Consider the following 25,923-nt stretch of genomic DNA (forward strand, 5'->3'; position numbering starts at 1 on the left):
GTAGGCAGTATTATTATTTTAAAATGTAATTTTATAAAGCTATTGTACTGCAAATTATTTACTGCACACTGCTATCTTCTAATATTGTTCTTGGGTCTGTAACAACACCTTCAATAGCGGTTGCTGCTGCTACTAATGGTGATGCTAATAAGGTTCTTGAACCAGGACCTTGACGGCCTTCAAAATTACGGTTAGATGTAGAAACGGCTAATTTACCAGCAGGTACTTTATCATCGTTCATTGCTAAACAAGCAGAACAACCAGGTTCTCTAAGTACAAATCCAGCTTCTTCTAAAATTTTATCTAGACCTTCTTCTTTAATTTGATCTACAACTTTATGAGAACCAGGAACTAACCATGCCGTGATATTATCTGCTTTTTTACGGCCTTTAATAATTGAACAAAAGGCTCTAAAATCTTCAATACGTCCATTAGTACAAGATCCTAAGAAAACATAATCAACTTTTTTTCCAATCATATCATCTCCTTCGTTAAATTTCATATAACCAAGAGATTTTTTATAGGTTTCTACACCACCTTCAACATCTTCTGCTTTTGGTATAGATTGTGTTACGCCCATTCCCATTCCTGGGTTAGTACCATAAGTAATCATTGGTTCTATATCGGCAGCATCATAAGTAAACTCAGCATCAAATTCTGCACCTTCTTCAGTATATAAGGTTTGCCAATATTCCATGGCTTTATCCCAATCTGCTCCTTTGGGTGTATGTTTTCTTCCTTTTATGTATTCAAACGTTTTTTCATCTGGAGCAATCATACCACCACGAGCACCCATTTCAATAGAAAGGTTACAAACGGTCATACGCCCCTCCATAGTCATATCTTCAAAAACATCACCAGCGTATTCTACAAAATATCCTGTAGCTCCTGATGTGGTTTGTTTTGAAATGATATATAATGCTACATCTTTAGGAGTTACTCCAAAGCCTAATTTACCATTTACGTTAATACGCATTTTCTTTGGTTTTGGTTGCATGATACACTGTGTAGATAGTACCATTTCTACTTCTGAAGTACCAATACCAAAGGCAATAGCACCAAAAGCACCATGTGTAGAGGTGTGAGAATCACCACAAACAATTGTAGAACCAGGAAGTGTTATACCATTTTCTGGTCCAACAATGTGTACAATACCATTGTTTCTGTGCCCTAAGCCCCAGTGAGAAATACCGTATTTAGCAGCATTAGTAGCTAATGCTTCTAATTGGTTAGCAGATAAAGGATCTGCAACTGGTAAATGTTGGTTCCACGTTGGTGTATTATGATCTGCTGTTGCAAATGTTTTTTCAGGATACATTACACCAATTCCTCTACTTTTTAACCCTACAAATGCGACAGGACTTGTAACTTCATGAATAAAATGACGGTCTATAAAAAACACATCTGGTCCGTCTTCTATTTTTCTGACCACATGAGAATCCCATACCTTGTCAAATAATGTCTTGCTCATATAATTTTTATTAAATTTTTAAAATGTACTTCGGCTAAGTATAAATATGCCAAAAGGATGACAAATTTAGAAAAAACTCTGTGTTTATTCTGTATATAACAAAATTTAAGTCTTACAGTTACATATTTTTATAAAATTACTAATGGAATTAGAAATAATCAATAATTTTTTAATAGAACTGTAAATATGGTTATGAATTTTGAAGGCTTTTATTTTTGCAAATTAATACAGCCTATCAGCCACATACTCTACTTTAGTTTTTCCATGTGGTTTAGCCTTACCATCAGGACCTAAATTAACCATAACTATATTTGAAATTGTAATAATGGTTTCGTGCGTCATTTTATTTCTAACTTCACTACTTAGTACTAGTGAGGCTTTTCCAAATTTAACCACTTTTATTCCAATTTCAACAATATCGCCTTGTTTTGCAGAAGCCTTAAAATCTATTTCACTCATGTATTTGGTTACTACTTTTTGGTTTTCAAGTTGAACGATGGTATATAGTGCAGCTTCTTCATCTATCCATTCTAATAAGCGTCCTCCAAATAAGGTCCCGTTAGCATTTAAATCTTCTGGTTTTACCCATTTTCTAGTGTGAAATTTCATATATTTATTTATGTTTTATAATTTAAAATAATTCTTGGTTATCTTCATTTGGTATTTTAAGTGAACACCCTAAAGCAGCATTGAGTTTTTTTATAAAATAAGCAGATAAAAGCGGAGATTCTTTTTCTATGTTTTGATGTATAAAAAAGTTTATCTCCTTAATACCTTGTTCTTGCCATAATTTTAAGCGTTCTACCCAATCATCTAAACGGGTGTAATCTGTATCATGATTAGCACCTACATAACGTACAAAAGCGGTTGGATTAGTTAAGCGCATATGCATTAAATCTCTTCTACCTGCTGTATCTACAATAATATTAGAAATACTATTAGTTTCTAAAAGTTCATATAATTCTTTAGAAATGGTTTCATCATTATACCAGTTTGTATGCCTAAATTCTATTGCTAAAGGAACTTCTTTAGGCCAATTTTCAACAAAAGTTACTACCCTATCAAAATCTTTAGGCGCAAAATTGTTATGCATTTGTAAAAAAACAGTTCCTAGTTTTTCTTTTAAATTAGAAGCATTATACAAATAATGTTCAACTACTTCTTTGGTGTTATTTAAACGTTTCCAATGACTAATTTCTTGGTTTAATTTTGGAAAAAACTTGAAATTTTCAGGTGTTTTATCATACCATTTAGCAAATTGTTCTGCTGGAAAAATTCTGTAAAAAGTAGCGTTTAGTTCAATAGAATTAAATTGTTTAGAATAATACCCTAATTCATCTTTAGTACCTCTTGGGTAAAAGCCTTTTAAATCTGCTTTATTCCATTTAGCGCACCCTACATAAACTTTAAGGCTACTATTATTGCTTTTAGCCTTGTTTAAAACCCGTATAGTTTCTGGGTGATCTGGTGGTAATGTAAAGTCTATATCTTGAGGGTTATTTACACTTCCAAACTTCATTATTTATTAAAATTACTAGTGAATTTATCTTTATTGGGTAAAGATAGAAAACCCCAAATGTTAATAACCTAGTTGATAATAATAAATTACAATGTTCAAATAAGCTTTTGTAATAATTATTTTTAGTGAAAATCTTACAATATGGACTCCAGACAATTTAACCTTAAAAATGTTCGACCAGAAATTTCTAAAGCTACTATTAACGATAACATGAGTAAAGATGAACGTTTTCAGAATTTAGTTTTAAGACCAATTATTAAATTTCAAAACGATTTACTTATTGAAGTTTTTAAAAATTACATTACGAAACACAAAGCTGTTTTTTATGATTTATCTTTAGAAAAACGCATACTTTATATTGAAAATGCTATTCAAAAAGACATGAAACTTCGTAATTCTATGAAAGGCATGGTAATAGGACTTTTTACAGTTGAAGAATATTTGCTTTACATACAAAACTCTTCAGCCTTAAATAAGCGCATGATGAATATTGTAAAAGAACGGCTACTTAGTAACATTCAATTATTTGAAAAACCAGAGTTTTTAGAAGCTGTTTAGTCTATTAGAGATACACCGTTTAAATCGGTAGTAAGCACATCACTCATATAGTCAAAAAATGGGCGAATGGCTATAAAAGAAGCATTGACTTCTTTTATAAAGTCTGTATCTAAAACCTCTTTGTCGGTATATTTTTTAGTAAAAATATATTGTTTTTTCTTAATTAAATCTATGGCTTTATGTTCTTTACTAAAGCCTTTTGGAGCGGTTTTTACTTCATCGCCAACAAAAGTATTTCCCCAAACACTATTAAATTTTTTATTAGCTAGAATGTCTCTAATTTCAGAATCATCCATTTCAAACTCTTTTCTAATTCGTAATAAATCTTCTTTTGCGGGCTCCCAAAATCCGGTAGCAATAAAACTCTGATTGTTAGGTTGAATATGCAAATAGTAACCACCTCTTAACTTTGGTTTAGTTCTGTGGAAGGAACCACCAAAGTGAGTTTTGTAGGGTAATTTATTTTTTGAAAAGCGAACATCTCTATAAATTCTAAAAATTTTCAGTTTATCTATATCATCATGTGCATTTAAATTTTCAAAAACTTCATTATAAAACTGTTTTACTTCAGTTTGAATGGTTTTAAACTGCGTTTTGTTTTCGTTAAACCAATCTCTATTATTATTTTTTTCTAGTTTGGTTAAAAAAGTAAACACCGATTTTGGAAGGGTTACGCTCATATATTTTTTAATTATGAATTTATAAATTACAAAAACATTAAGTTATTCAAATTCAATGCTATTAAGAATTAATCCAGATGCAGGTGCTATGTAATCCATTTTTATTTTACTATTTGGAACTAAGCTATTTTTAATATCTTGAAGGGTTAGTTTACCTTTTCCTAAATCTATTAAAGTTCCCATCATTAATCTAATTTGGTTACGCATAAACCCTTTACCTTTTACTCTAAGTATATAAGATTTATCAGGAAAATAATTGGCTGTGTATATATTGTTTTCTATTAATTCGCACTGAATAATTTCTCTGGTATAAACACCGTTTTCTGTAGGTTTATAGCAATAAGACCATAAATAATTTTCGCCTTCAAACAGTTTAGCGCCCTGTTTCATTATTTCTATATTTAAATCATCTAAAATGGTGGTCATTATAGGTGCACAAAACGGATGACACTTTTCACCGTAAGTAAAGAGATATAAATATTCTTTAACTTTTGAATGGTTAATGATATTAAAATCTTTATCTACTTCTCTTATGCTTAAAGCTCTAATATCTTGAGGTAAGTTATAATTAAATAATTCTAAAAAACTGTTTTTGTCTTCTAATGGTTCTTTTAAAAATAATTCAAAAGCAGTATTTTCAGCAGATACCATGGCATCTGTTCTACCTGAAATTAAACTTTTAAAGTATTTCCCTTCTAAAATAAAGTTTAAAGTTCTGTCTACCATCAAGTGTAAGGTTTTTACATTGGGTTGTTTTTGCCAACCATGAAACCGATAACCTAAATACTGAATATTTATTACGTAAAAATATTTTTTCATAAGGGTTTTATTCCGTTGCGGAAATTAGTTTATTTACTAATTGTGACAAAAAATTTATACATTGTATTCTCTTTTACTAACTATAATAACTAAATATTATGTCTAATTCTACAACAATTAAGCCCCCTTTTTGGTTTTGGATTATAAGTGTGATTGCACTTATTTGGAATGGTATGGGTGTAAACGCTTATTTACAACAAGCTTATGATACCGAGAGTTACAGAGCCATGTACACCGAAGAACAACTTGAAATAGCGGCTAACATGCCTATTTGGGTTACCGCTACTTTTGCAATAGCTGTGTTTGCTGGTGCATTGGCTTCTATTGGTTTACTACTAAGAAAATCTTGGTCTGTAAAATTATGGATTCTTTCATTAATTGCCGTAATAATTCAAATGGGATATATTTTGATAAATAGTTATGCTTCAAGCATAGAAATGACCATAATGATTATTCTATTGGCCTTTTTATTTGTTTGGTTTGCTAGAAAATCTGAAGCAAAAGGATGGTTGTCTTAAATTAATTAAAAGGAAGACTATTTATGTCTTCCTTTTAACTCTTTTTCAATATCTTTTAAAGTAAAACCTTTGGCTTGGAGTAGCATTAAATAGTGGAAGAATAAATCTGCCGATTCATAAATAAATAATTCATCGTTATTATCCATAGCTTCAATAACCGTTTCTACAGCCTCCTCTCCTACTTTTTGCGCTATTTTATTAATACCTTTAGAAAACAAACTTGCTACATATGATTTGGCAGTGTCTTTATTAGCAATACGCTCTGCAATCACATCTTCTAAAGTTGAAAAGAAGCCGTAGTTTGGAGTGTTTTCTTCTCCCCAACAATTACCTGTTCCTTTATGGCAAGTTGGTCCCGCAGGATGCACTTGAACTAACAAGGTATCATTATCACAATCATTTTTAATTTCAACTAAGTTTAAAAAATTACCACTTTCTTCACCTTTAGTCCATAAACGTTGTTTACTTCTACTAAAAAAAGTAACCTTTTTAGTTTCTATAGTTTTTTGGTAAGCTTCTTCGTTCATATACCCCAACATCAACACATTTTTTGTTGTTGCATCTTGAATAATTGCTGGTACTAATCCGTTTTTATCGTATTTTATTTCCATTTTAATTTTATTGTCATTGCAAATCGCATAGCGATGTGGCAATCTATTAAACAGATTACTTCGTCATACATCCTCGTAATAACTCATAATCGTACTTCAATATTATTATTTTTTAACTCTTTTTTTAATTCAGGAATAGGAATTTCATTAAAGTGAAACACACTAGCAGCCAATGCTGCATCTGATTTTCCTATGGTAAAAGTATCTATAAAATGTTGCACATTACCTGCGCCACCAGAGGCAATAATAGGAATGTTTAACATATCTGATAATTTAGCTAATGCCTTGTTTGCAAATCCGTTTTTGGTGCCATCATGATTCATAGAAGTGAATAGTATTTCACCTGCCCCTCGTTCTTCTACCTCTTTTGCCCATTCAAATAAATCTATATCTGTTGGAATGGTGCCTCCTGCCAAATGGACTTTCCAGTTACCATCTACTTCTTTAGCATCTATAGCAACTACAACACACTGACTTCCAAATTTATCGGCTAACTCATTCACTAACTCTGGGCGTTTAACTGCCGAAGAATTAATAGATACTTTATCGGCTCCATTTTTCAATAAAGCATCTACATGCTCTACAGATGATATGCCGCCACCAACTGTAAATGGAATATTAACTTGTTCTGCAACATGTAACACCATTTCTAATGTTGTAGCTCGGGCTTCTAATGTAGCTGTTATATCTAAAAACACCAATTCATCTGCACCGTAATCTGCATACTGTTTTGCCAATTCTACAGGGTCTCCCGCATCTCGTAAATCAACAAAATTAACGCCTTTAACGGTGCGTCCGTTTTTTATATCTAAACAAGGTATAATTCTTTTTGTAAGCATATTTTGGTTGTTAGATGTTGATTGGTTGTTGTTCGTTTTACAAGACTAACAACAAACAACTATCAACTATGAACTATATAATTTTCTAATTGTTTTAAACTTATTTTATTCTCGTAAATAGCTTTTCCTATAATAACACCTTCACAGCCTATTTCAGCTAGTTTTGGAAGTTCCTCAAATTTTGAAATACCTCCAGAGGCTATTAATTTTATTGACTGACGACTACTAGTATTGCTGCATTCTGCTAAAATCTTTTTATACAAATTGAAGGATGGACCTTCTAACATACCATCTTTAGCAATATCAGTACAAATAACATAACTAATGCTCTTTTTTTGATAAGCTTTAATAAATGGAATAACCTCTTCTGCACTGTCTTCTAACCAACCGCTAATAGCTATTTTGCCTTCGTTACTATCAGCACCTAAGATTATTTTTTCACTTCCGTATTTATTTATCCAACCTGTAAAAGTCTCTTGGTCTTTAACCGCAATACTACCACCAGTAATTTGGCGAGCTCCAGAATTAAAGGCTATATGTAAATCTTCATTGGTTTTTAATCCGCCCCCAAAATCAATTTTAAGATTGGTTTTAGAAGCAATCGTTTCCAATACCTTATAATTTACTATATGTTTTGCCTTGGCACCATCTAAATCTACAAGGTGTAAATATTTAATACCCGTGTCTTCAAACATTTTAGCGACTTCTAACGGATTTTCATTATAAATTTTTTTGGTGTTATAATCTCCTTTAGACAAGCGAACACACTTTCCTTCAATGATGTCTATGGCTGGTATTATTCTCATAAATAATGTTAAAAGTTAAATATAAAATATTAAAAGTTAGTTCCGTTTCTGGTTTCGCTTTGCTGTATTAATTGATGCTACTATGATTGCTAATAATTCTTTTCCTTCCTTTTTTAAAATGGAAATCTCCTGAATTTGTTCAGGAAAAATCTCCTCAAATATTTCTAACCAATATACACTTTCATCGCATTCCTCTTCAACAATTTTAAGCTTATTAATAAAATCTGCTGTAGATTTTGCTCTTTGAGAAGCACGATAATTGGCTCCTACAGAACTTGAACTTCTAATTAATTGATTAACAAAGGCATTATATTCTCTAGATTTTGGAACTTTAAAGCAAAAATGCCAACAACCTAAAGCAAATTGTTTTGTGCGTTGTATAAGTTCATTCTTCATTTTAAAACTTTTAATATCTAATATTGAACCTATAACTTCAAAAAATTCTTTAATATTTTAGCTCCTTCGTTTCCACTTTTTTCTGGGTGAAATTGGGTACCATAAAAATTCTCATGTTGTAATGCTGATGCGTAATTAATTTCATAATCTGTGGCAGCAATAGTTTCATTACAATGTTCGGCATAGTAACTATGTACTAAATACATGTATTCGTTTTCTTTGATGCCTTTAAATAAATCTGATTTTAAATTTTTGATTACGTTCCAACCCATTTGAGGCACTTTTACATTCTTTGAAAAGCGCTTTACATTAGTTTGAAAAATACCTAAGCCTTTGGTATTCCCTTCTTCGGTATGCAAACACATGAGTTGCATGCCTAAACAAATACCTAAAACAGGCTGTTTGAGTGTTGGAATTAATTTATCTAAACCACTTTCTTGAAGCATTTTCATGGCAGAACTTGCTTCTCCAACTCCTGGGAAAATTACTTTATCGGCTGCTTTAATTTCTTCTGGATTTTTAGATAATACGGCTTCTGCCCCTAAACGGTTAAAAGCAAACTGAATACTTTTTATATTTCCAGCACCGTAGTCTATAATTACTAATTTCATTTTTATTTGTTCTTGGTTATTTGTTGTTTGTTACTAGTTATTCTCTGCAAAAAAGCAAATAACTAACAACAGTAAACAAGTAACTATTACAACATTCCTTTAGTTGATGGTAAAAACATTTTGTTAGCATCGCGTTTTACGGCCATTTTCATAGCTTTAGCAAAGGCTTTAAAAATGCCTTCAATTTTATGATGCTCGTTTACGCCTTCAGCTTTTATGTTTAAATTACATTTTGCGCCATCGGTAAACGATTTAAATAGGTGGTAAAACATTTCTGTTGGCATGTCACCTATTTTTTCTCGTTTAAATTCGGCATCCCATTCTAACCAATTTCTGCCACCAAAATCTACAGCAACTTGTGCTAAACAATCATCCATTGGTAAACAGAATCCGTAACGCTCAATACCTAATTTATTTCCTAAGGCTTTATTGAATAATTCACCTAAAGCAATCATGGTATCTTCAATAGTATGGTGCTCATCTACTTCTAAATCACCATTAACTTTTATGGTTAAATCCATAGCACCATGGCGACCAATTTGATCCAACATATGATTGAAAAACGATAAGCCTGTATCGATATCATTTTTACCAGAACCATCAAGATTTAATTTTATATAAATCTGAGTTTCATTGGTGTTACGAGTAATTTCTTGAACTCTATCTTTAAGTTTTAAAAACTCATAAATTTCTTTCCAGCTAGTACTTGTTAAAGCAATACAGTCTAGAATTTCTTGTTTTGACGACTCAATTTCATCAGCACCTAATTCTGTATTTTCAGATAAAAAAATACCCTTTGCTCCAAGGTTTTTTGCTAATTCCATATCGGTAATACGATCACCTAGCACAAACGAATTTTCTAAATCGTATTTTTCTTTATCAAAGTACTGAGTTAATAAACCAGTTCTTGGTTTACGTGTATTGGCATTTTCATGCGGAAAGGTTTTATCAATATGAACTGCAGCAAATTCAACACCTTCTTTTTTAAAGGCATTGATAATTTTGTTATGAGCAGGCCAAAAGGTGTCTTCTGGAAACGAATCGGTACCTAAACCATCTTGGTTAGTAACCATCACCAATTCGAAATCCAATTCACTAGCTATTTTAGCCATATATTGAAATACTTTTGGGTAGAACTCTAATTTTTCTAAACTATCTAATTGATAATCTACTGGCGGTTCTAACACCAAAGTTCCGTCTCTGTCTATAAATAGTACTTTTTTCATAATTAAGCTTTTTAGCTTTTGGATATTAGCTATTTGCTAACTGCATTAAAGCAGAAATTAATGTTTCGTTTTCAGTTTTAGTTCCCACTGTAAAACGCAATGTGTTTTCGCAAAGTGGTTGTGTGGTTCTATTTCTAATAACGATACCTTTTTCAATTAACTGATTATAACGTTTAGTAGCATCATCAACCCTTGCCAAAACAAAATTAGCTTCGGTAGGAAAAATGGTTTCTACAAAACTGATATTTTTTAACGCTTCAATTAAAATGTTACGCTCTTTTAAAACTAATTTTATTTCTTCATTTACAGCTTCTACATTCAAAATACGCTCTAAGGCTCGTTTTTGCGTTAACTCATTAACATTATACGGCGGTTTAATTTTGTTTAAAACTGCAATAATATCTGCGGAAGCGAAACACAAGCCTAAACGAATTCCTGCTAATCCATAAGCTTTTGATAGCGTTTGAGTAACAATTAAATTTGGATAATTATTTAATTCTGAAATCCAACTGCCTTGATTTGAAAAATCAATATAAGCTTCATCAATTACTACCAAACCATTAAATTTTTCAAGTAATGTTTTAATTTTTTCTGAAGCAATAAGGTTTCCTGTTGGGTTATTAGGTGAACAAATGAAAATCATTTTTGAGTTTTCATCAATAGCATCTAAAATAGCTTCAACATTTGGTTGAAAACTTGCGTTTAACTCAACTTTTCGTTCTTCAACTTCGTTTAGATTAGATAAAACCGAGTACATACCATAAGTTGGCGGTAAGGTAATGATATTATCTTGCTTTGGTTCGCAAAAAGCTCTGAATAATAAATCTAACACTTCATCACTACCATTACCAAGTAACATTTGGTTTTCAGGAACCTTTTTTTGTTCTGATAAAACAGATTTTAATGTACGCTGTAACGGATCTGGATAACGATTCACTCCATTTTCGAACGGATTTTCGTTAGCATCTAAAAAAATCATTTTAGAACCATCGGAAACATATTCGTCACGCGCCGAACTATAAGCTTTCATAGCTTTAACGTTCGCTCTAATTATATTTTGGATATTAAAAGTTTTCATTTTAAATCTTTCAACCGGATACTTACCGCATTTTTATGCGCTTGCAACCCTTCGGCTTCAGCCATTAATTCTATTGTTTCACCAATATTTAAAATCCCTTCTTTTGATATTTTTTGAAAGGTCATACTCTTCATAAAACTATCTAAATTCACACCAGAATAGGCTTTACTAAATCCGTTTGTTGGCAATGTATGGTTGGTTCCAGATGCGTAATCACCAGCACTTTCTGGTGTATAATCACCTATAAAAACCGACCCTGCGTTTCTAATACCATTCACATAAAAATCTTCATTTTTTGAACAGATAATAAAATGCTCTGGCCCGTATTGATTGATTAACTCTAAAGCTATTTCATCAGTATCAACAAAAATAGATTTAGAATTGGCAATAGCTTTTTCTGCAATATCCTTTCTTGGCAGTACGTTTAATTGCACTTCAACTTCTTTTGAAACTTTGGAAATTAAATCTTTTGAAGTAGACACCAAAATAACCTGACTATCAACTCCGTGTTCGGCTTGACTTAATAAATCTGAAGCAATATAACTAGCATTAGCCGTTTTATCTGCAACTACTAACAATTCACTTGGTCCAGCAGGCATATCAATAGCCACACCGTATTTTGTTGCTAATTGTTTAGCCACAGTTACATACTGGTTTCCGGGTCCGAAAATTTTATAAACCTGTGGAATGGTTTCTGTACCAAACGCTAAAGCTGCAATGGCTTGAATGCCTCCTACTTTAAATACTTTAGTGACACCACAAAGTTTAGCTGCATATAAAATTTCTGGAGCTAGTTTCCCTTCTTTATTTGGTGGCGAACACAAAACAATTTCATTACAACCTGCAATTTGAGCAGGTGCAGCTAGCATTAATACCGTTGAAAACAAAGGTGCTGTTCCTCCGGGAATGTATAAACCTACACTTTCAATTGGGCGTTTTTCTTGCCAACATTGTACGCCATTGGTAGTTTCTACTTCTACTTTTTGCGTTTTTTGTGCACTATGGAAGACTTCAATATTATTTTTGGCACATTTTATAGCCTTTTTTAAAGCTTCGGGAATGGAATTAACAGCTTCGTTAATCTCTTGAGCAGACACTAAATTAGTATCTAGTGTCACTTTATCAAAACGCTCTGTGTATTGCTTAATAGCTAAATCACCACGCTGTTGAACATCAGTAAAAACTTCACTAACAACACCTTCAATATCATCAACGGTTTGTGTAGGACGTTTTAAAACATCAATCCAAGTGGTTTTGTCTGGGTTGTTAATTACTTGCATTATAGCACCATTTTTTCAATTGGACAAACCAGAATTCCTTGAGCACCTTTAGCTTTTAGATCGTCTATAACATCCCAAAATTCATTTTTACTAATTACGGAATGTACTGAGCTCCAACCTTCTTCGGCTAATGGTAGCACGGTTGGACTTTTCATGCCTGGTAACACATTAATAATATCTTGAATTCTATCATTTGGTGCGTTTAAAAGGATGTATTTTGATTGTCTGCCTTTTAAAACAGATTGTATTCTAAATTTTACGGTTTCTAAAATAGCTTTTCGTTCTTCATTTAATGTTGGTGATACTGCTAAAACCGCCTCTGATTTTAAAATGGTATCTACCTCTTTTAAATTGTTTTTAAACAAGGTACTACCGCTAGAAACTATATCGCAAATAGCATCTGCTAGCCCAATATTTGGTGCAATTTCTACCGAACCATTAATGATATGTAATTTGGCATTAACACCGTGTTCATCTAAAAACATTTGCACCGTATTTGGATACGATGTTGCAATGCGCTTACCTTCTAAATCTTTTATACTGTTATATGTATCAGCTTTTGGTACAGCAATACACACACGACAGGTTGAAAAGCCTAGTTTTTCAGCAATCTCAATACCTTCGCCTTTTTCAATTAAAACATTTTCACCAATAATAGCAACATCTACAACACCATCTTTTAAGTATTGAGGAATATCACCATTTCTAAGGTAAAACACCTCTACTGGAAAATTTTTAGCCGAAGCTTTTAGCTGGTCTTTTCCGTTATCGATAGATATACCGATGTCTTTTAAAATTTTCATTGAGTCTTCATTCAATCGACCCGATTTTTGTACTGCAATTCTTAATTTACTCATTTTATTTTAGTTATGAGTTTGAAACAATCTAGTTGATTTTAGAAATGAAAAACCCGCTTGATTGTCTCAAACGGGTTTAAATATATTTTCATTTTATTCAATACATTTTCACTTCGCTTGAGAGCAAATATGAAAATGATGATGTGTTTGAATAAAAGTCATGTTTTTTTTATTTCTGTAGCAAATATCTATAATAAAAGTAATATTTCAAACTTTAATTTATAAATATTAAAACATTTTACATTTTTTGAATTTTTGTAAAATATTTAAATAAATTATTTACTGATTGCCAAGAATAATTGGTAATCCACTATCTCCAGAACCAATAACAATAACTTTACTGTTTGGAGACTCTGATAGTTTCATGGTTGCTTCAATACCTTTGTCTTGTAAAATTTTATCGGTTAATGATGCACTTAAAATCCTGTTAGCATCGGCTTTACCCTGCGCTTCAATACGTTGTTTTTCTGCTTCTTTTTGGGCTGTAATTAATCTAAACTCATATTCTAAAGATTGTTGTTCTTGCCCCAATTTACGCTCAATAGCATCTTTTATTGCTGTTGGTAAGGTTACATCGCGCACTAAAATTTCTAGTAAATCAATATATTGATCATCTACAATTTTTTTGGTTTCATCAAAAATTTCTTGTTGAATAGCATCTCTTTTTGATGAATAAATTTGTTCTGGAGTGTATCTACCAACTACACTTCTAGTAGCAGATCTAATAGCTGGTTTTAGTACGCGCTCTAGATAATTTGCACCTTTTTCTCGGTGTAATTTTCCTAAGTTTTCTAATTCTGGTTTATACCAAGCCGAAGCTTCTAATTGAATATCTAATCCATTAGAAGATAAAACTTTCATACGTTCTGTTAACTCCTGTTGGCGTGCTTCATAAATAAATACTTTGTTCCAAGGTGCTACAATATGAAAACCTTCTCCCATAGGAGGTTTATCTGTTACTACACCTCCTCCAAAGGTTTTGTAAAGTACACCTGCTTCACCAGATCCAATAGTTACAGCTGATTTTGCTAATACAATTATTAATATGATACCACCAATTATAAAAGGTAGTGCTACTTTAGGTAATTTTTCCATTATGTTTTATTTAAATTAGTCCGTTATATTTTCTCAAAAACCACTCAGCAGATAAGCTTAAAGCTATAATTGCTAATAGAAATTTCCAATCTATCAAAGGTATGATATTTTTATTGCTTTTTTGAACGGAAACGTAACGATTATCGCTCATTAGGTCTTTAATTAAATCATTGGTTTTATCAATAAAATAACTCTTTCCACTACTGTTAGTAGCCAACTGTTGCAACTTTGTTACATTGGCATTCAAAAATTGTTGTTCTACATTATATTCTAAAATAGTAAAACTACCCGATTTACTAATATTTTCGTTTTTAGCCCTAACCGTAAAATTATATTCAGATGGTTTTAAATTACTTAAATCTACTTGATAGTTATTATTTTTTAGAACAAAAGGGAATTCAAATTTACTCTCTGATAATTTATCCTCAACCAAAATACTTAAAGTTTCTCTATCATCAAAAACATAATTTTTATCGAAAAATTGGGCGTTAATTACAACATTACTGTTGCCTATATAAAACGACTCATAGTCAACATTAAGTCTGTTTCTTTGTTTGTTTGAAGCTAAATACTGGATAAGTTTTCCTATAAAATTATCAAATTCGTTAAATGATTTGGAATTTAAATAGCTTTGAGCGCGCCATTTCCAAATATTCTCTCCTAGCAATACAACTTCACGTTGTTTGTTAACTTCAACAGCAGCCAATAAAGGTTGTTGTATTGAAACATTTCCTATTCTTTTATTTAAGATAGTTTGAAATGGTACATTAAATTTAATAGAACCGTAAAGAGCATTTAATGGAGGGAAAGATTCAAAGTTTATATCATCAACTTGAAAAGGACTGAAATTTGAATTGAAATTGGCTTGATATTCTTCGGTTTGTAAAACAATTTCATGCGAATAATTTGTACTGATTGAATTTATAAAACTTAAATCTGTTTTGGTGCCAATAACTACAAATCTGTTCTTATTTAGTTTGTTTAATTCATCAAATAACTTTTTAAACCTATTGTTTGGTTGATAAACTATTATTAATTGAAAATCATTAAGTTGACTTAGAATTTCATTGGGTTTTAAAACAGAAACAGAACGTTGTTCATTACTCTCAATACTTTTTTTAAAGGCTCCAATATCTGGATGAATAATATCGGCTACAATAGCTATTTTAGTTTTTTGATCTATAACTTCAACAGCAAAATTTTTAGAGTTATTTACTTTATTTTTTTCATTTTCTAAAGGAATTAAATTTAGTTTATAACTATTAATACCAATAGAATTTGCAGGTAAAGTGAGGTTGATAATTTTAGAATTATTGGTTTTGGTAAAACTAATAGGTTGAGAATACACCGTTGTATTACCTTTTACCACTTCTAATTTAGTATTTACATTTTGACTTCCATTATATACCAAAATAGCTTCAATAGGAAATCTATTTTTTAAATACGCATATTTATTAACGTTAAGTTGCTGAATTTTTAAATCGGTATACGTAATGGTATCTCCTAAAATAATTGGATAAACAGGCTGTTTGTAAGTAGTATAGGCAAACTGGTAGTCGTTACCAAAGGTTTGGTTGCCATCAGATATCAAAACTGTTGGAGATACTGTTGTTTTGTAAATTTGCGCTAATTGCCCAAACGCATTATTTATATTAGTTTCACTCTCATTAAAGGTTAAGGAATCTGAAGTTTTAAGTGTGTTTCCAAACAAATAGGTTGTAACATTAAATTTAGTATTTAACTCTTTATTATTTTTTAAACTATTAAACATTGTATTGGCATCTTCTGCTCTATTTAAATAGTTTATAGAGCTTGAATTATCAACAGCGATAACTAAATTTGGTTTTTCAGAAACTATTTTTATTTGTTCAAATTTAGGATTAACTATGAGTAGTAAAAACGCAAAAACAGTTATAAACCTTAAAAAAGTAAAAAGCCAATTTAGTTTAGAACTTTTTATTTTTGATTTATATCTATACTGAAAAAGCGCTATAAATAGCGCTAATATTCCAGATAGTATTATATAAATTAAGGTTTCTGTTGGCATATCATGTGTTAGGTTAACATTCCGCCATCAACATTTAAAGTTTGCCCTGTTACATAAGCCGACAAATCACTAGCTAAAAACACACAAGCATTTGCAACATCTTCAGGAGTACCACCGCGTTTTAGAGGAATTCCTGCACGCCATCCTTTTACAACTTCTTCATCTAATTTAGCAGTCATTTCTGTTTCAATAAAACCAGGAGCAATCACGTTACTTCTAATGTTTCTTGAACCAAGTTCTAGAGCAACCGATTTAGAAAACCCGATAATACCTGCTTTAGAAGCCGCATAATTGGTTTGTCCTGCGTTTCCTTTTACACCAACTACAGAACTCATGTTAATAATTGAACCTTTACGTTGTTTTAACATGGTACGTTGTACGGCTTTGGTCATATTAAAAACCGATTTTAGGTTAACTTCAATAACCTTATCAAAATCTTCTTCGCTAATACGCATTAACAGATTATCTTTTGTTATACCTGCGTTATTAACTAAAACATCAATACTTCCAAATTCATTAACAACCTCTTGAGCTAGTTTTTGAGCTTCTTCAAAATTAGCAGCATTACTTTGATAACCTTTGGCTTTTATACCTAATTTATTTAATTCTTCTTCTAAAGCTTTAGCCGCATCAACAGACGAACTGTATGTAAAAGCCACATTAGCACCTTGTTGTGCAAATACTTGAGCTATTCCTTTTCCTATACCTCTGCTCGCCCCTGTGATAATTGCTGTTTTTCCTTCTAATAGTTTCATTTAAATTAATTTGTTGTATTAGTTGATATTCAAATATACTAATTACAGTTGTTTCAAAATAAAAAACCCCACAAAATATTGCGAGGTTTTTAAAATGTATATTATTGTTTTTTAAGCAATAACTTCAGCTACTTTTTTTCCTATTTCAGCAGGAGAATCTACTACATGAATTCCACAAGCTCTCATGATTTTCTTTTTGGCTTGTGCTGTGTCATCACTACCGCCAACAATGGCTCCTGCGTGCCCCATTGTACGTCCTGCAGGAGCAGTTTCGCCAGCAATAAAGCCAACTACAGGTTTTTTACTACCGCTTTCTTTGTACCAATTTGCAGCATCTGCTTCTAACTGACCTCCAATTTCACCAATCATAACAACTGCTTTTGTTTCTGGATCGTTTATTAATAATTCAACAGCTTCTTTAGTTGTTGTTCCAATAATTGGGTCTCCACCAATACCAATTGCTGTGGTAATTCCTAAACCTTGTTTTACAACTTGGTCTGCCGCTTCATAAGTTAAAGTTCCTGATTTTGAAACAATACCTACTTTACCTTGTTTAAAAACAAACCCTGGCATAATACCTACTTTAGCTTCTCCTGGAGTGATTACCCCTGGACAGTTAGGTCCTATTAAACGACAATCTTTATCTTTAATATAATCTGAAGCTTTAATCATATCTGCAACAGGTATACCTTCTGTAATTGTAATAATTACTTTTATCCCGGCATCTGCAGCTTCCATAATAGCATCAGCAGCAAATGCTGGCGGTACAAAAATGATAGTTGTATCTGCACCAACCTCTTTAACAGCTTCTTCAACTGTATTAAATACAGGCTTATCTAAATGTGTTTGACCTCCTTTTCCTGGAGTCACACCTCCAACAATGTTGGTACCGTATTCAATCATTTGGGTTGCATGGAAAGTTCCTTCGCTACCTGTAAAGCCTTGTACTATTATTTTTGAATCTTTATTTACTAAAACGCTCATACGTGTTTATTTTGTTATGTAAAAAATATAAACAAATGTAATTTTTTTTGCTGCAATTTTTTACTGGTTTTTTAAAATATCTAAAATTTCAGGTATCTTTTTTATAGATGCTATTTCTTTATATTTACTTCTAATATCATCTGCAGGAATTCCAAAGTAATTTTTACCACCTTCTAACGATTTGCTAACACCAGATTTGGCTGATATAACAGCTTTAGCACCTATAGTAATTCCGCTTGTAATACCTACTTGCCCCCAAATGGTTACTTCATCTTCAATAACAACACAACCTGCAATACCAACTTGTGAAGCTATTAAACATTTTTTACCAATAACCGTATCATGACCAATTTGAACTAGGTTATCAATTTTGGTTCCTTCTTTAATGGTTGTGTCTCCAGTAACACCTCTATCTACAGTACAAGCAGCTCCTAAATCTACATTGTTTTCTATAACAACCTTTCCGCATGATAGCAATCTATCAAAACCTTCAGTACGTTTTTTGTAGTAGAAAGCATTAGCCCCCAAAACTGTACCCGCGTGAATAGTAACGTTATCTCCTATAATAGCATCATCATAAATACTAACATTAGAGTGAATTATACAGTTTTTACCAATTTTTACATTATTACCAATAAAACAATTTGGCTGTATTACAGTGCCTTCTCCAATAATAGCTGAATTTGATATTTGTGAATTAGCCGATTGAAAAGGTTTAAAATGATTAGAGAGTTTGTTAAAATCTCTAAAAGGATCATCACTAATAAGTAGTGCTTTACCTTTGGGACAATCTACTTTTTTATTAATTAAAATAATAGTTGCAGCAGAGTTTAAGGCTTTATCATAATACTTTGGATGATCTACAAAAACGATATCTCCAGCTTCAACAACATGAATTTCATTCATGCCAGTTACTGGAAATTCATCTGCTCCTATATATTCACAATCAATTAGTTGCGATATGGTTTTAAGGGTTTGTGGTTGTGGGAATTTCAACGTTTATTATTCTTTTATGCGTTCTTTATAAGTTCCCTTTTCGGTTTCAACCTTAATTTTATCGCCTTCATTAATAAATAAAGGTACGTTAACTGTTGCTCCGGTTTCAACGGTTGCTGGTTTAGTAGCGTTTGTAGCCGTATTTCCTTTTACACCAGGTTCTGTATGCGTTACCTCTAAAATAACATTAGCAGGCATTTCTACTGAAAGCGGCATACCATCTTCTGAATTAATAAGTACGGTTACAACTTCACCTTCTTTCATTAAACCTGGACTATCTAAAGCAGATTTTTGAAGTTCAATTTGAGAATAATCTTCAGTATTCATAAAATGATAGGTTTCTCCCTCATTGTATAAATATTGAAATTTATGAGTTTCTACACGAACGTCATCTAACTTATGACCTGCAGAAAATGTATTGTCAATTATTTTTCCTGTAGTAACACTTTTAAGTTTGGTTCTTACAAACGCAGGTCCTTTACCTGGTTTAACGTGTAAAAATTCAATTATTTTATAAATATCGTGATTATATCTAATACATAATCCATTTCTAATATCACTTGTAGTAGCCATATAATTAATTTGATTTAAAATATCCTTTCATAATACCTCGGTGAGAATTTTTTATAAACTGAAGAATTTCATCACGCTCTGGTGTTGCTTCCATTTCAGCTTCAATAATTTCAGCCGCCTGAGTATTATTGTAATTTTTTTGATATAAAATTCTATATATATTTTGAATTTCTCTAATTTTTTCTGCCTGAAAACCACGTCTTCTTAATCCAACAGAATTAATACCAACATAAGAAAGTGGTTCTCGTGCTGCTTTAACGTACGGAGGTACATCTTTTCTAACTAAAGAACCTCCAGTTACAAAGGCATGATTACCTACAGATACAAATTGATGTACTGCGGTCATTCCTGCTAGTACCACGTAATCTCCTATTGTAATATGACCTGCTAGTGTACTGTTGTTGGAAAAAATACAATTGTTACCTACTACACAATCATGAGCAATATGACAATAAGCCATAATTAGGCAATTATTTCCTATTACGGTTTTCATTTTGTCTGCAGTACCCCTATTAATAGTTACGCATTCTCTTATGGTAACATTGTCTCCAATTTCAACAGTAGTATCTTCTCCTTGGTATTTTAAATCTTGAGGGTTAGCAGATATAACAGATCCTGGAAAAATATTACAATTCTTTCCTATACGAGCACCTTCCATGATGGTAACGTTACTTCCTATCCAGGTGCCTTCTCCAATAATAACGTTATTATCTATAGTAGTAAAAGGTTCTATTACTACATTTTTAGCAATTTTTGCACCGGGATGCACATATGCAAGAGGTTGGTTCATAATTATTTAACTTTAGTTATTTGAGCCATTAGTTCTGCTTCTGCACAAAGTTTACCGTTTGAATAGGCATACCCTTGCATGTGACAAATACCACGACGTATTGGGGTGATTAACGTACATTTAAATATTAAAGTGTCGCCAGGAACTACTTTTTGTTTAAACTTAACATTGTCCATTTTCATGAAAAACGTTAAATAGTTTTCTGGGTCTGGAACGGTATTTAACACTAAAATCCCGCCTGTTTGCGCCATCGCTTCAACAATTAAAACTCCTGGCATTACTGGAGCTCCTGGAAAATGACCTTTAAAAAATTCTTCATTCATTGTTACATTTTTTGTTGCTGTAACATGATGATCACTAAGCTCAAATACTTTATCTATTAATAAGAATGGTTGCCTATGCGGTAACATAGCCATGATTTGTGTAATATCCATTAAGGGTGGTTGATTCAAATCAATGTTAGGCACGTTATTTCGGCGTTCATTCTTTATAATTTTAGATAGCTTTTTAGCAAACTGGGTATTTACAAAATGCCCAGGTTTATTGGCAATTATTTTACCTTTTATACGTGTTTTTACTAGAGCTAAATCTCCTAAAACATCAAGTAGCTTGTGTCTTGCTGCCTCGTTTGGATAATGCAGTGTAAGATTATCTAATATCCCATTAGGTTTAACAGCTATATTGTCTTTTTTGAAAGCTACTCTTAATTTATCCATAGTTTCTGCAGATAATGGTTTATCTACGTAAACAATGGCATTATTTAAATCGCCTCCTTTAATAAGACCATGTTCTAAAAGCATTTCAATTTCATGTAAAAAACTGAATGTACGTGAATTAGCGATATGCTTTTTAAAATCGGAAATTTTATTTAATGTGGCGTTTTGGGTACCTAATACTTTAGTTCCAAAATCTACCATAGTAGTAATTTTGTATTCATCTGAAGGCATTACCAAAATTTCACTACCTGTTTCTTCATCTGTGTATGAAACAATATCTGTAACTTCAAATTCTTCTCTAAACGCATCTTCAAGTTCAACTACACCAGCTTCTTCAATAGCTTCAACAAAAAACTTTGAAGAGCCATCCATAATAGGAGGTTCTGAGGCATTTAACTCTATTACCACATTGTCAACATCCATTCCTACTAAAGCTGCTAAGACATGCTCTGATGTTTGAATAGTTACTCCGTTTTTCTCTAAACAAGTGCCACGTTGCGTATTGGTTACATAATTAGCATCTGCTTCAATTACAGGTTCGCCTTCTAAATCTATGCGTTTAAAGGCTAGACCAAAATTAGCAGGAGCAGGTGTAAATGTTAAAGTAACATCTTTACCGGTATGTAGCCCTACACCAGTTAAAGAAACTTCTTTTCCTATTGTTTTTTGTTTGATTTCAGTGTTAATTATTCCCATTTATTTCTTTTCTAAATCATTAATTGTTTTAACAATTTTTGGTAAGTTTTTAAAATGAACGTAAGATTTATTGTAATCTGAATATTGTAAAGCAGGAGAACCTTGAAGCACTTCATTATCTTTTACATTTTTTCCTATTCCTGATTGCGCTTGAATTTTTACATTGTCTCCTATAGTAATATGTCCTACAATACCAACCTGACCTCCTATTTGGCAATTCTCTCCTATTTTGGTTGAACCTGCTACACCTGTTTGGGCTGCAATTACAGTGTTTTTGCCAATTTCAACATTGTGAGCTATTTGAATTTGATTATCTAGTTTAACACCTCTTCTTATTATTGTAGAACCTAGTGTTGCTCTATCTATAGTTGTAGCTGCACCTACATCAACATAATCTTCAATAATTACATTTCCAATTTGTGGTACTTTGTTATACTCTCCTTTTTCATTTGGAGCAAAACCAAATCCGTCGGCTCCAATAATAGCTCCAGCGTTAATAACACAAAAATTCCCTATAACAGTTTCTGAGTATAATTTGGCTCCAGCAAAAACAACGGAATTATCACCAATGGTTACATTATCACCTATAAAAGCATTGGGGAATATTTTCACATTATTACCTATAGTAACATTTTCACCTACATAAGAAAATGCTCCTATATAAACATTTTCACCATAATTAGCAGTAGATGCAATAAAATGAGGTTCTTCAATACCTAGTTTATTATTTTTTACTTCGTTATAATACTCTAGTAATTTTGAGAATGCTTTATAAGCATCATCAACCTTAATTAAAGTTGTGTTAATCTTACTTTCTGGGACAAAAGTTTTATTAACTATTGCAACAGATGCCTTAGTTGTATAAATATGCGATGTGTATTTAGGATTAGCCAAAAAGGTAAGAGACCCTTCTGTTCCTTCTTCTATTTTAGATAGCTTAGATACCTCTGCTTCTGGGTTACCTTCTACTTCGCCTTCAAGTATCCCTGCTATTTGTTGTGCTGTAAATTTCACACTAAATTTGTTTGTTATTTTTAGTTTAAGTAGCGCAAAAATAGGAAAAATGTCCTAAAGTTTGTTATCACCTACTCGTATTGTTTTTTAAATTAAAATGTAGTTAAAATTAGTTACCTAATGTGTGTCTGTTCTTTTGGGTAACATATATAATATTTTGTTACGGGCTTTGATAGGGTTTTTAAGTTAAGGTGGTCTGAGGCTTTAACTATATCAACTATTTTCCCAGATTTAAATAATATATTAATTTGATTATGTTTTAATTGGTACGCTTGGTTAGAAATACTACCAGTAAATACAAAGTATTTAGCTTCTTCTTTGCTAATATTATGTGCTTGCATAAAATCTGTTATATGCATCTCTAATTTACTTTCTTTAATTTTTTTCTTTTTTACTTTTATCTTTAATAAATTTCTATTAATAATCATTTTACTAAGCTTACTTAAAACAAAATCTTCATCGTGTTGCCAATGTTTCATTGCAGATATAATATCGTAGTCATCTAGCTCAGAGAATACTTCTAAGGTTTCATTTGTAAAGTTATCAATACTAATTTTATTGTTTAAAAAATAAGTTAACGCGGTACTTGCATATAAATTGCGCCCTTGATTATTTAATTCTTTTGCTCTCTGCAACACTCTTATTAATAATTGTTCTGCTGCTAATCCGGTTTTATGTAAATATACTTGCCAATACATTAAGCGTCTGGCTACAATAAATTTTTCAACACTATAAATACCTTTTTCTTCAACCACTAGTTCATCATCAACTACATTTAACATAGTGATTAGGCGTTCACTATTAATGTTCCCTTCTGCTACGCCTGTATAAAAACTATCACGTTTTAAATAATCAGCCCTATCAATATCAAACTGACCAGAGATTAATTGGCATAAGAAGTTTCGATGATATTCTCCTTTAAATATTTTTATGGCTAGCGTTAAATTTGAGTTAAATTCTTTATTAAGGCGCTCCATAAAAAGCAGTGAAATTTTCTCATGAGATACATTATTAACTATACTATGCTCCATAGCATGAGAAAACGGACCATGCCCAATATCATGTAGTAAAATTGCAACATACAACGCGTTTTCTTCTTCGTTAGAAATTGTAACTCCTTTAAAACGAAGCATATTAACAGCCTGTTGCATTAAATGTACACAACCGATGGCATGATGAAATCTTGTATGATGTGCTCCAGGATATACTAAATAAGACATGCCCATTTGGGTAATTCGCCTAAGTCTTTGAAAATACCGATGTTGAATTAAATCGAAAATGAGCGAATTTGGAATGGTAATAAATCCGTAAATTGGGTCGTTTAATATTTTAAGTTTATTCAAACTTTAAAAATTGTGATTATTTAATCACAAATATAATTAACAATAACAATTAATATAAATACTTTAATGAATACTATACAAATACTTTGGGTAGATGATGAAATAGACCTACTTAAACCTCATATTTTATTTTTAGAACAACGTAATTATAAAGTAACTACTTGCCGAAGCGGTACCGAAGCTATAGATGTTTTAGACGAAGCTTCTTTTGATATTGTTTTTTTAGATGAAAACATGCCCGGGTTAACAGGTCTTGAAACCTTAAATGAAATTAAAGAAAAGCAAGACACCTTACCCGTTGTAATGATTACCAAAAGTGAAGAAGAATATATTATGGAAGAGGCTATTGGTAATAAAATTGCAGATTATTTAATAAAACCTGTAAACCCTAACCAAATACTACTAAGCTTAAAAAAGAATTTAGACCATTCTAGATTGGTGTCTGAAAAAACAACCTCTAATTACCAACAAGAATTTAGAAAAATAGCCATGGATATGGCTATGGTAAACACCTATGAAGAATGGGTAGATTTGTATCAAAAACTTATTTATTGGGAAATTCAGTTAGAAGATATAGAAGATACGGGTATGTTTGAAATCTTAGAATCTCAAAAAACAGAAGCCAATATTCAATTTGGGAAATTTATAGAAAAGAATTACCCAGATTGGTTTAAACCACATACTGATGCCCCTATTATGTCTCATACGCTTTTTAAAGAGCGTATTGTTCCAGAAATTAATAAAAATCAACCCACACTATTAGTTGTAATTGATAATTTACGTTATGACCAATGGAAAGCTTTTGAACCAATATTAAAAAACTACTATAAAAAAGAAAAAGAAGAAGCTTTTTTTAGCATTTTACCGTCTGCAACCCAATATGCTAGAAATGCCATTTTTTCTGGGTTAATGCCTAGTGATATGGAAAAACTATATCCACAATACTGGAAAAACGATACAGATGAAGGTGGCAAAAATTTACATGAAGCCGATTTTTTAGAAGCTCAAATGAAACGCTTAGGGCTAAATAGTATTGAGTACGAATATTATAAAATCACCAATTTAAAAAATGGGAAAAAGTTAACTGAAAATTTCAACTCATTAAAAGATAACGATTTAACAGTGGTTGTTTATAATTTTGTAGATATGCTCTCGCACTCTAAAACAGAAATGGAAGTTGTAAAAGAATTAGCTTCAAATGATAAAGCCTACAGATCTTTAACATTAAGCTGGTTTAAAAACTCGCCACTTTTAGAAATGATACAACGGGCACAACAACTTGGTTTTAAATTAATTTTAACCACAGACCACGGTACAATTAACGTTAAAAACCCATCAAAAGTAATTGGAGATAGAGATACAAGTTTAAATCTTAGATACAAAACAGGGAGAAGCTTAACTTATGATTCTAAAGATGTATTAGAAATTAAAAACCCAAAAGACATTCACTTGCCCTCAATAACAATGAGTAGTTCATTTATTTTTGCAAAAAGTGATTTATTTTTTGCCTATCCTAATAATTATAATCATTATGTTAGTTATTATAAAAACACCTACCAACATGGAGGTGTTTCTTTAGAAGAAATGGTAATACCATTTATAGTTTTTAGTCCTAAATAATCTATGTAACGCATAAAACACCGTT

At 31.7% G+C, this 25,923-nt stretch carries 27 protein-coding genes; 3 read left to right on the forward strand and 24 right to left on the reverse strand.

The genetic code is table 11. The features are described from left to right. Nucleotides 1–58: 58 nt before the first annotated feature. The 3 genes from leuC to BWZ22_RS14495 all read right to left on the reverse strand — a co-directional run bounded on the left by leuC (nucleotide 59) and on the right by BWZ22_RS14495 (nucleotide 2,990). A complete protein-coding gene (gene leuC, locus BWZ22_RS14485) occupies nucleotides 59–1,471 on the reverse strand; it encodes a 3-isopropylmalate dehydratase large subunit (RefSeq protein ID WP_076701253.1) in 1,413 nt (470 codons plus the stop codon). 222 nt (nucleotides 1,472–1,693) lie between these two features. Continuing rightward, complete coding sequence (locus BWZ22_RS14490; protein ID WP_076701254.1) at nucleotides 1,694–2,080, reverse strand: acyl-CoA thioesterase; 387 nt, start codon at nucleotides 2,078–2,080, stop codon at nucleotides 1,694–1,696. 22 nt (nucleotides 2,081–2,102) lie between these two features. After that, nucleotides 2,103–2,990, reverse strand: coding sequence for a DUF72 domain-containing protein (locus BWZ22_RS14495; RefSeq protein WP_076701257.1), 888 nt, complete (start codon nucleotides 2,988–2,990; stop codon nucleotides 2,103–2,105). Between the two features lie 141 nt (nucleotides 2,991–3,131). On the opposite strand from BWZ22_RS14495, the gene BWZ22_RS14500 reads away from it, so the two are divergent. Next, complete coding sequence (locus BWZ22_RS14500; protein WP_076701259.1) at nucleotides 3,132–3,548, forward strand: glyoxalase; 417 nt, start codon at nucleotides 3,132–3,134, stop codon at nucleotides 3,546–3,548. Here BWZ22_RS14500 and BWZ22_RS14505 read toward each other — a convergent pair. After that, complete coding sequence (locus tag BWZ22_RS14505) at nucleotides 3,545–4,228, reverse strand: DUF2461 domain-containing protein (protein ID WP_076701262.1); 684 nt, start codon at nucleotides 4,226–4,228, stop codon at nucleotides 3,545–3,547. The genes BWZ22_RS14500 and BWZ22_RS14505 overlap by 4 nt on opposite strands. Nucleotides 4,229–4,270: 42 nt before the next feature. After that, a complete protein-coding gene (locus tag BWZ22_RS14510) occupies nucleotides 4,271–5,047 on the reverse strand; it encodes a hypothetical protein (protein ID WP_076701265.1) in 777 nt (258 codons plus the stop codon). A 98-nt stretch (nucleotides 5,048–5,145) separates the two neighbouring features. Between BWZ22_RS14510 and BWZ22_RS14515 the strand changes: the two genes are divergently transcribed. Further along, nucleotides 5,146–5,565, forward strand: coding sequence for a hypothetical protein (locus tag BWZ22_RS14515; protein WP_076701268.1), 420 nt, complete (start codon nucleotides 5,146–5,148; stop codon nucleotides 5,563–5,565). A 17-nt stretch (nucleotides 5,566–5,582) separates the two neighbouring features. On the opposite strand, the gene hisIE is transcribed toward BWZ22_RS14515, so the two are convergent. The 19 genes from hisIE to BWZ22_RS14610 form a co-directional block, all read right to left on the reverse strand. Next, entirely contained in the window at nucleotides 5,583–6,176 is a 594-nt protein-coding gene (gene hisIE, locus BWZ22_RS14520) for a bifunctional phosphoribosyl-AMP cyclohydrolase/phosphoribosyl-ATP diphosphatase HisIE (protein ID WP_232225188.1), read from the reverse strand. 83 nt (nucleotides 6,177–6,259) lie between these two features. Then, entirely contained in the window at nucleotides 6,260–7,015 is a 756-nt protein-coding gene (gene hisF, locus BWZ22_RS14525) for an imidazole glycerol phosphate synthase subunit HisF (protein WP_076701270.1), read from the reverse strand. A 62-nt stretch (nucleotides 7,016–7,077) separates the two neighbouring features. Continuing rightward, nucleotides 7,078–7,821 (reverse strand): 1-(5-phosphoribosyl)-5-[(5-phosphoribosylamino)methylideneamino]imidazole-4-carboxamide isomerase, encoded by a 744-nt coding sequence (hisA, locus tag BWZ22_RS14530; protein WP_076701273.1) that lies wholly within the window; start codon nucleotides 7,819–7,821, stop codon nucleotides 7,078–7,080. A 36-nt stretch (nucleotides 7,822–7,857) separates the two neighbouring features. After that, a complete protein-coding gene (locus tag BWZ22_RS14535) occupies nucleotides 7,858–8,217 on the reverse strand; it encodes a four helix bundle protein (RefSeq protein ID WP_083692381.1) in 360 nt (119 codons plus the stop codon). Between the two features lie 29 nt (nucleotides 8,218–8,246). Further along, complete coding sequence (gene hisH, locus BWZ22_RS14540; protein WP_076701278.1) at nucleotides 8,247–8,828, reverse strand: imidazole glycerol phosphate synthase subunit HisH; 582 nt, start codon at nucleotides 8,826–8,828, stop codon at nucleotides 8,247–8,249. A gap of 86 nt (nucleotides 8,829–8,914) precedes the next feature. Further along, nucleotides 8,915–10,054 (reverse strand): bifunctional histidinol-phosphatase/imidazoleglycerol-phosphate dehydratase HisB, encoded by a 1,140-nt coding sequence (gene hisB / locus BWZ22_RS14545; RefSeq protein ID WP_076701280.1) that lies wholly within the window; start codon nucleotides 10,052–10,054, stop codon nucleotides 8,915–8,917. A gap of 25 nt (nucleotides 10,055–10,079) precedes the next feature. After that, nucleotides 10,080–11,132, reverse strand: a complete 1,053-nt coding sequence (gene hisC / locus BWZ22_RS14550; RefSeq protein ID WP_076701283.1) for a histidinol-phosphate transaminase — start codon at nucleotides 11,130–11,132, stop codon at nucleotides 10,080–10,082. Continuing rightward, the gene (hisD, locus tag BWZ22_RS14555; RefSeq protein WP_076701286.1) at nucleotides 11,129–12,412 is read right to left on the reverse strand and encodes a histidinol dehydrogenase; all 1,284 of its coding nucleotides are present in this window, start codon (nucleotides 12,410–12,412) and stop codon (nucleotides 11,129–11,131) included. Before hisD ends, hisC begins: the two co-directional genes overlap by 4 nt. Beyond that, complete coding sequence (gene hisG, locus BWZ22_RS14560; protein WP_076701289.1) at nucleotides 12,412–13,269, reverse strand: ATP phosphoribosyltransferase; 858 nt, start codon at nucleotides 13,267–13,269, stop codon at nucleotides 12,412–12,414. Before hisG ends, hisD begins: the two co-directional genes overlap by 1 nt. Nucleotides 13,270–13,548: 279 nt before the next feature. Next, a complete protein-coding gene (locus BWZ22_RS14565) occupies nucleotides 13,549–14,364 on the reverse strand; it encodes a prohibitin family protein (RefSeq protein WP_076701291.1) in 816 nt (271 codons plus the stop codon). Nucleotides 14,365–14,374: 10 nt separating this feature from the next. Further along, the gene (locus BWZ22_RS14570; protein WP_076701293.1) at nucleotides 14,375–16,411 is read right to left on the reverse strand and encodes a fibronectin type III domain-containing protein; all 2,037 of its coding nucleotides are present in this window, start codon (nucleotides 16,409–16,411) and stop codon (nucleotides 14,375–14,377) included. Between the two features lie 8 nt (nucleotides 16,412–16,419). Continuing rightward, nucleotides 16,420–17,166 carry a 3-oxoacyl-[acyl-carrier-protein] reductase gene (gene fabG, locus BWZ22_RS14575; RefSeq protein ID WP_076701295.1) on the reverse strand — a complete coding sequence of 249 codons (747 nt, stop codon included), beginning with the start codon at nucleotides 17,164–17,166 and terminating at the stop codon, nucleotides 16,420–16,422. 111 nt (nucleotides 17,167–17,277) lie between these two features. Beyond that, nucleotides 17,278–18,150 (reverse strand): succinate--CoA ligase subunit alpha, encoded by an 873-nt coding sequence (gene sucD / locus BWZ22_RS14580; RefSeq protein ID WP_076701298.1) that lies wholly within the window; start codon nucleotides 18,148–18,150, stop codon nucleotides 17,278–17,280. A 60-nt stretch (nucleotides 18,151–18,210) separates the two neighbouring features. Next, nucleotides 18,211–19,146, reverse strand: coding sequence for a UDP-3-O-(3-hydroxymyristoyl)glucosamine N-acyltransferase (locus BWZ22_RS14585; protein ID WP_076701301.1), 936 nt, complete (start codon nucleotides 19,144–19,146; stop codon nucleotides 18,211–18,213). A gap of 6 nt (nucleotides 19,147–19,152) precedes the next feature. After that, on the reverse strand, nucleotides 19,153–19,719 hold the full coding sequence (gene efp / locus BWZ22_RS14590) for an elongation factor P (RefSeq protein WP_076701303.1): 567 nt from the start codon (nucleotides 19,717–19,719) through the stop codon (nucleotides 19,153–19,155). Between the two features lie 4 nt (nucleotides 19,720–19,723). After that, the gene (lpxA, locus tag BWZ22_RS14595) at nucleotides 19,724–20,509 is read right to left on the reverse strand and encodes an acyl-ACP--UDP-N-acetylglucosamine O-acyltransferase (RefSeq protein ID WP_076701306.1); all 786 of its coding nucleotides are present in this window, start codon (nucleotides 20,507–20,509) and stop codon (nucleotides 19,724–19,726) included. 2 nt (nucleotides 20,510–20,511) lie between these two features. Next, entirely contained in the window at nucleotides 20,512–21,921 is a 1,410-nt protein-coding gene (locus tag BWZ22_RS14600; protein WP_076701308.1) for a bifunctional UDP-3-O-[3-hydroxymyristoyl] N-acetylglucosamine deacetylase/3-hydroxyacyl-ACP dehydratase, read from the reverse strand. Then, nucleotides 21,922–22,935: a UDP-3-O-(3-hydroxymyristoyl)glucosamine N-acyltransferase gene (gene lpxD / locus BWZ22_RS14605; RefSeq protein WP_076701311.1), complete on the reverse strand. Its 1,014-nt coding sequence runs from the start codon at nucleotides 22,933–22,935 to the stop codon at nucleotides 21,922–21,924. Between the two features lie 113 nt (nucleotides 22,936–23,048). Beyond that, nucleotides 23,049–24,278 (reverse strand): HD domain-containing protein, encoded by a 1,230-nt coding sequence (locus BWZ22_RS14610; protein WP_076701314.1) that lies wholly within the window; start codon nucleotides 24,276–24,278, stop codon nucleotides 23,049–23,051. Nucleotides 24,279–24,344: 66 nt separating this feature from the next. On the opposite strand from BWZ22_RS14610, the gene BWZ22_RS14615 reads away from it, so the two are divergent. Next, entirely contained in the window at nucleotides 24,345–25,898 is a 1,554-nt protein-coding gene (locus tag BWZ22_RS14615) for a bifunctional response regulator/alkaline phosphatase family protein (RefSeq protein WP_076701316.1), read from the forward strand. The last annotated feature ends 25 nt before the right edge of the window (nucleotides 25,899–25,923 follow it).

This window comes from Seonamhaeicola sp. S2-3, from assembly GCF_001971785.1.
GTDB lineage: Bacteria > Bacteroidota > Bacteroidia > Flavobacteriales > Flavobacteriaceae > Seonamhaeicola.

Coding starts and splice junctions, on each gene's coding strand:
- leuC (WP_076701253.1), bottom strand. CDS start 1,471: ATGAGCAAGACATTATTTGACAAGGTATGGGATTCTCATGTGGTCAGA.
- BWZ22_RS14490 (WP_076701254.1), bottom strand. CDS start 2,080: ATGAAATTTCACACTAGAAAATGGGTAAAACCAGAAGATTTAAATGCT.
- BWZ22_RS14495 (WP_076701257.1), bottom strand. CDS start 2,990: ATGAAGTTTGGAAGTGTAAATAACCCTCAAGATATAGACTTTACATTA.
- BWZ22_RS14500 (WP_076701259.1), top strand. CDS start 3,132: ATGGACTCCAGACAATTTAACCTTAAAAATGTTCGACCAGAAATTTCT.
- BWZ22_RS14505 (WP_076701262.1), bottom strand. CDS start 4,228: ATGAGCGTAACCCTTCCAAAATCGGTGTTTACTTTTTTAACCAAACTA.
- BWZ22_RS14510 (WP_076701265.1), bottom strand. CDS start 5,047: ATGAAAAAATATTTTTACGTAATAAATATTCAGTATTTAGGTTATCGG.
- BWZ22_RS14515 (WP_076701268.1), top strand. CDS start 5,146: ATGTCTAATTCTACAACAATTAAGCCCCCTTTTTGGTTTTGGATTATA.
- hisIE (WP_232225188.1), bottom strand. CDS start 6,176: ATGGAAATAAAATACGATAAAAACGGATTAGTACCAGCAATTATTCAA.
- hisF (WP_076701270.1), bottom strand. CDS start 7,015: ATGCTTACAAAAAGAATTATACCTTGTTTAGATATAAAAAACGGACGC.
- hisA (WP_076701273.1), bottom strand. CDS start 7,821: ATGAGAATAATACCAGCCATAGACATCATTGAAGGAAAGTGTGTTCGC.
- BWZ22_RS14535 (WP_083692381.1), bottom strand. CDS start 8,217: ATGAAGAATGAACTTATACAACGCACAAAACAATTTGCTTTAGGTTGT.
- hisH (WP_076701278.1), bottom strand. CDS start 8,828: ATGAAATTAGTAATTATAGACTACGGTGCTGGAAATATAAAAAGTATT.
- hisB (WP_076701280.1), bottom strand. CDS start 10,054: ATGAAAAAAGTACTATTTATAGACAGAGACGGAACTTTGGTGTTAGAA.
- hisC (WP_076701283.1), bottom strand. CDS start 11,132: ATGAAAACTTTTAATATCCAAAATATAATTAGAGCGAACGTTAAAGCT.
- hisD (WP_076701286.1), bottom strand. CDS start 12,412: ATGCAAGTAATTAACAACCCAGACAAAACCACTTGGATTGATGTTTTA.
- hisG (WP_076701289.1), bottom strand. CDS start 13,269: ATGAGTAAATTAAGAATTGCAGTACAAAAATCGGGTCGATTGAATGAA.
- BWZ22_RS14565 (WP_076701291.1), bottom strand. CDS start 14,364: ATGGAAAAATTACCTAAAGTAGCACTACCTTTTATAATTGGTGGTATC.
- BWZ22_RS14570 (WP_076701293.1), bottom strand. CDS start 16,411: ATGCCAACAGAAACCTTAATTTATATAATACTATCTGGAATATTAGCG.
- fabG (WP_076701295.1), bottom strand. CDS start 17,166: ATGAAACTATTAGAAGGAAAAACAGCAATTATCACAGGGGCGAGCAGA.
- sucD (WP_076701298.1), bottom strand. CDS start 18,150: ATGAGCGTTTTAGTAAATAAAGATTCAAAAATAATAGTACAAGGCTTT.
- efp (WP_076701303.1), bottom strand. CDS start 19,719: ATGGCTACTACAAGTGATATTAGAAATGGATTATGTATTAGATATAAT.
- lpxA (WP_076701306.1), bottom strand. CDS start 20,509: ATGAACCAACCTCTTGCATATGTGCATCCCGGTGCAAAAATTGCTAAA.
- BWZ22_RS14600 (WP_076701308.1), bottom strand. CDS start 21,921: ATGGGAATAATTAACACTGAAATCAAACAAAAAACAATAGGAAAAGAA.
- BWZ22_RS14615 (WP_076701316.1), top strand. CDS start 24,345: ATGAATACTATACAAATACTTTGGGTAGATGATGAAATAGACCTACTT.